Annotated in this window: 6 protein-coding genes; 4 read left to right on the top strand and 2 right to left on the bottom strand. The window is 33.7% G+C overall.

The annotated features are described in order from the left end of the window. Positions 1 to 146 precede the first annotated feature (146 nt). Positions 147 to 443 (bottom strand): lipopolysaccharide assembly protein LapA domain-containing protein, encoded by a 297-nt coding sequence (locus ACFIO3_RS08275; protein WP_375607911.1) that lies wholly within the window; start codon positions 441 to 443, stop codon positions 147 to 149. Between the two features lie 7 nt (positions 444 to 450). Beyond that, positions 451 to 729, bottom strand: coding sequence for an integration host factor subunit beta (gene ihfB / locus ACFIO3_RS08270; RefSeq protein ID WP_375607912.1), 279 nt, complete (start codon positions 727 to 729; stop codon positions 451 to 453). A gap of 185 nt (positions 730 to 914) precedes the next feature. Between ihfB and lptC the strand changes: the two genes are divergently transcribed. The 4 genes from lptC to ptsN all read left to right on the top strand — a co-directional run bounded on the left by lptC (position 915) and on the right by ptsN (position 4,406). Then, on the top strand, positions 915 to 1,559 hold the full coding sequence (gene lptC / locus ACFIO3_RS08265) for an LPS export ABC transporter periplasmic protein LptC (protein WP_375607913.1): 645 nt from the start codon (positions 915 to 917) through the stop codon (positions 1,557 to 1,559). A 106-nt stretch (positions 1,560 to 1,665) separates the two neighbouring features. Next, on the top strand, positions 1,666 to 2,238 hold the full coding sequence (locus tag ACFIO3_RS08260) for an LptA/OstA family protein (RefSeq protein WP_375607914.1): 573 nt from the start codon (positions 1,666 to 1,668) through the stop codon (positions 2,236 to 2,238). A 6-nt stretch (positions 2,239 to 2,244) separates the two neighbouring features. Further along, entirely contained in the window at positions 2,245 to 3,039 is a 795-nt protein-coding gene (gene lptB, locus ACFIO3_RS08255; RefSeq protein ID WP_375704302.1) for an LPS export ABC transporter ATP-binding protein, read from the top strand. A 902-nt stretch (positions 3,040 to 3,941) separates the two neighbouring features. Continuing rightward, the gene (ptsN, locus tag ACFIO3_RS08250) at positions 3,942 to 4,406 is read left to right on the top strand and encodes a PTS IIA-like nitrogen regulatory protein PtsN (protein WP_375607916.1); all 465 of its coding nucleotides are present in this window, start codon (positions 3,942 to 3,944) and stop codon (positions 4,404 to 4,406) included. The last annotated feature ends 967 nt before the right edge of the window (positions 4,407 to 5,373 follow it).

Below are 5,373 nucleotides of genomic sequence, written 5' to 3'. Positions count from 1 at the left end.
AAAAATATATTATAAAGCTCTTAAATGTTTCGTAAAAGTGCAAAAAAGCTAAAGTCAATTAAAACATGTATAAAAAAGAAAAAGAGCACTTTTAAACTCCGTATTAATATAAAATACAGAGAGAAAAAGATTTCATTAAAATACCATTATACCAGATTTGATATAGTCGTTTTCAATTTCTCTATCTCGGCTTTACTTTTTTTGAGAGCTTTTTTACATTTGTGATAGGAAAACCAACGGATCAAATTTCCTAATAAGATACCAAAACCAAAGAAAATAAAGAGCCATATAAAGAGGGGAGCATGATAAGTAAAACTTTCAGAATTTGCTCGAAAAGGATCAAGGTTTAACGGAACCATTTGACGATTAGCTACGATAAAAACAATCAAAAACGCAGCGAGAATCACACTGATACTTGTTAGAAGAATACGTTTAATAATCATAAGTTTCTCATTGATTAAGACGGTCACGTAAATCCTTGCCAGTTTTAAAAAAGGGAATCCACTTTTCATCAACAGTAACGGCTTCACCTGTTCGTGGATTACGTCCATTACGAGCTGAACGGCTCTTTACAGAAAAAGCTCCAAATCCACGAAGTTCAACGCGATTGCCATTTGCAAGTGCTGTTGAAATTTCCTCAAAAATAGCGTTCACAATATTTTCCACATCTCTTTGAAAAAGATGTGGGTTATGACGAGCAATAATTTGCACAAGCTCTGATTTAACCACAATAGCCTCACTTTCACACAAAAAACTTTTTTATAATTGTGCACTCCATGCATATTACAATATATAAGCGGATAAAAGCAAAATAAAACAAAGAAAAAACAAATTGCAAGAAACAAAATTTTAAAATACCTCTTATAAAGGTTATACAAATTAAAAATGCGGAACATTTAAGAGATTAGGAGAATATGTTCGTACACAAACCTTATGAAGTCTTTTCCACGCGATCATCTTTTGGAGATGTTTTTAAAAAAGCTTCCCGTCATTCGCGTCGCATTAGCATATTAAAAATTTTTTTACCTTTCTTAGCGTTGGTTTCAGCGTTGGTTTTTTGCTGGTTTACGTTTTTCTCAGTTCCTGTTACTTCTAATTCTATGCCTTTGAATAGCGAAGAGAGTGAAGTGATGAATTTGACGATACTCAATCCAAAATTAGAAGGGTATACGCGTGCTCATGAACCTTATTGGCTTAAAGCAGAAAAGGCATTTCAAGATCATACACACTCTGGAATAATTAGGTTGCAAAACATTACGGCTAAAGCGTTTATGGGCCAACAAAGACAGGTTTTTCTCGCAGCACAAGGGGGAGTTTATGATAACATTAATGGTTTTTTACAGTTGGATAAGCCATTCACTGTTACAACAAATGATGGGATGATGGCACAATTTATATCCGCTAGTATTAATTTATCTGAGGGGCAGTTAAAAACAGATCAACGTGTTAATATTCAGCGAGCAGGTTTGCATCTTGCAGCAAATGCTTTGCAAATTCGAGAAAAAGGAAAAAACATGTATTTTCATGGTGGTGTGCATTTAGTGCTGCAAAAGCAATGACGGAATATCAATACGAATCTTTAAAGTGGATATTTGTAAAGAAAAGTATGTGTATATATAAACATGAAGAATTGAAATCATGAGATCATACAAAAGATGGATAGGTATGGCATTAGCTTTTAGCATGGGAATGTTAGAAGGAGGGATGGTTTTAGGATATGCTGAAGGGACTCATTTTGGAATAAGTCTATCAAATGACAAAGAACCGGTAGAACTTTATGCAGATTCTTTAGAAATACGTGATAAAGAGGGGATAGCGCTTTTTCAGGGTGATGTTTCAGTAGTACAAGGTGAACGTCTTTTACGAACGGCAAAATTAGTTGTTTACTACGATAAAGCCTATAAAAAAACGGATAGAAACAAAGAATATACAAAGGCATCACCTGTTTCTTTATTGGGTTCGTCAAGCATAAAAAAAATGGAAGCTTTAGGAAAGGTCTATATAAAAATTGCTACGCAAATTGCTACAGGTGATAAAGGCGTTTTTGATGGAAAGTCAAAAATGATGAGTTTGACTGGGAAGCATGTTGTGTTAACTGATGGTGATAATGTGGCAACGGGGTGCAAACTAACGGCAAATATGGAAAGCGGAAAGGCTTTTTTAGAAGGTTGTGAGACGCCTGAGAAAAAAGGCCGTGTTTCTATTATTTTTAAACAAAATCAAAAGAATGGCCATTAAGATTTCATGTTTGGAATCAAAAGAAAAAAACAGACAGATAGGTATGACCTTGCAAGTGAAGCTTCAAAAAAGCGCTTAAAGGGGACCTTGATTGCCAGTCATTTAGTTAAAGTTTATAGAGGAAGACGAACTGTTAATGGTGTTTCTTTTGGCATTCGTACAGGAGAAGCTGTTGGTATTTTAGGGCCTAATGGGGCAGGTAAAACAACTTGTTTTTATATGGTTATGGGGCTCATAAAATCTGATGGAGGCTCCATTAAGATTGATGGATTTGATATTACACATTTTCCGATGTATCGACGTGCACGTTTAGGTATTGGATATCTTCCGCAGGAGGCCTCTATTTTTCGTGGCCTTTCAGTAGAAAATAATATTAAAGCTGTTTTAGAGGTCGTTGAAAAAGATCGCCTTAAACAACGTGAAGAGTTAGATAGCCTATTACATGAATTTAAAATTGATCATTTACGTAAAATGCCTGCACTTTCTTTATCTGGGGGTGAGCGTCGGCGACTTGAAATTGCGCGCGCTTTAGCGTCTCGTCCCAATTTTATGTTACTTGATGAACCATTTGCAGGAATTGATCCTATCGCTATTTTCGATATTCAACAACTTATTCGTCATTTAACGAGGCGTGGCATTGGTGTTTTAATAACGGATCATAATGTACGTGAGACATTAGGGCTTGTCGATCGCGCTTATATTATTCATACAGGGCGGGTGTTAGTTCACGGTTGTCCTAATGATATTATCAACAACGTTGATGTACGCAGAATTTATTTGGGAAATCAGTTTTCTCTTTGATTTTACAATTTTCACGAGTTTCCATTTAAGTTTAACCGAACATTATTACTGAAAATCTCCTTATTTATGCTAAAACTTCTTTTATGACTATAATCTTAAAATGTTTTTATGGAGTGGTGCAGAAAGCTTCATCACTATAAGGTGAATTTGTTGTTTTATTAGTTTAGATTACACATGATTGTATCGTAGAAAAGATATCACTAGATTAACGTGATAATGAGTGATAAATGAGGCTGTAAATAAATGTATGTGTTATTGAAAGGTAAGAGATATTCACCATATTTTTTTCTGTCGAATCAAATAACATATCGATAATGCTGTTTCGGGTATTTTGATGGGAGCACCAATTATATATTGCGGTTATTCAAGAGGGATTGTCGTGTTTTATTGGTTTGTATGGCATATTTCAAAATAGGAGCTCGTCTATAGATATCAGAATAGATCTAAAAAAGTCATTAAATCTCTAGAAGCCTTTAGATTGTTGTTATAAGGCAGTGTTAAGCTATACCGTAATTGTATAAAGTAAAGGTCTATTTCGCTCAGTATGTTTCCCCATGTTATTAAGAGCTCGTTAAAAAAAAGAAAAAATTTAATTGGGAATTGTGCATTAACTCTTGTGATAAGTCTAATAAATTTTATCAATAATGACCTTTTCTATTGTCTTAAGGAAATTAATTTTATGAACAATTTCATTTCTTTTTTTTCTCATGCTGTTAATGAGGAGCTAAATATTATTTATTGTTGTGTTAAAAGTGATATGACATGTATTAAACTATCACCCGTTATAAATTGAAAAATAAAAACACATGCAATGATGCATGAAAGTGAAAGAACTTTAAATATCTATACCGTTTATAGGTTTATTGATTGAGCATTTGAGCGTATAAGAGGAAAATTAAAGGATGAATTTGAGTGAGTTAATAGCACCGGAAGCGGTCATTCCGGCTCTTAAGGCTAATTCGAAAAAACAAGTTCTACAAATTTTAGCCGAAAAAGCGTCTCAACTGACAGGTCTTAGTGAGCATGTGATTTTTGATGTTGTTTTGCAACGCGAGAAGCTTGGTTCAACGGGTCTGGGTGGTGGTATTGCGATTCCTCATGGGAAATTACCAGATATTAATCGGATTATTGGTATATTTGCACGTCTTGAAAGTCCTGTTGATTTTGAAGCTCTCGATGACGAACCTATAGATCTCGTTTTTCTCCTTTTGGCACCTGAAAATGCTGGTGCAGATCACTTAAAAGCTTTATCACAGATTGCACGTGTTTTGCGTCATGCTGATGTTGTGCAAAAATTGCGCAATACGCATAATGCCAATGCGCTTTATGCTTTATTAATTCAAACTTCAGAATCAAATGCAGCTTAAAAGGTATTATGAGCGTGTAGTTGCGAGGTATGCGCTACAGAGCGTAGGAAATAATATAATTTGCATCTTAAGACTAATAACACAAGGTTATGTCATGAGATTTAAGAAAATCACTTCTAAGTGAACCTTCTTTTTAAAGAGCAAGCAACAAAAACGAAGGGCTTGTCCTTTCTTGTTCTCGTATATTAAAGCATCTAATTATTATGTTCGTGGATTTTTTCGTCCTATTATACTGTAAAAACACTATCATTTCAGATGTGGTAAAATAAAGTATGTAAGTTTCTTTAATATACTAGTGCTTTTAGAATGTGTGGTAAATATTCTTAAAGCAGGACTTGCTTGTAGAGCTTTGAGTTAACTTAATTTCATGAGTGGGAAAACAAGAGGAGCTGCGCTCGACAAGAATCTAAACTGTTTATAAGCCAAATTGGATTAAGAGTTTTCGTCCTTTGAAGGCCGGGAAGAAATCAGCGGGAAAGTTTATTTGTGCATTGAATTTTTTCGTAAGTTAATTTTGAGTATCTATGGATAATATTATTAAGGTTCAAGCAGAAATAAGGGATATTGCGTTCTTTGTATGAGAGAGGAGAGAGATAAACTATTTTAATAGATATGGTTTAGATGCCAGCTCATACTAAACAATAATTTTGCACGGTAAGAATGAAAATTATAGCTTTGGGTTGAGTGAAAGAGTTTTTGTGTATGAGAAGATTTATTCAAGTATGTTTTAATTGATTGAAATGTTGTGTAAAAAATAATAAGATTAGAACTGCTGTAGAAAAAAGTTTTATATTTCTTTTTATAAATTACTTAGAAATAAGATAAGGAGACTTACCAAAAGAATTCTTAAGGCGTTTTTTGGTAACAAGCGGAAGAATATTATCTAATATATTAAAATAATACGATTAAGCTATTATAAGCTACTAAAATCATTTTAGAAATTAATAATTGGAGATGAAATATATAG

The organism is Bartonella sp. AD328YNZD, from assembly GCF_042196425.1.
This window is presented reverse-complemented; position numbering and strand designations above follow the sequence as displayed.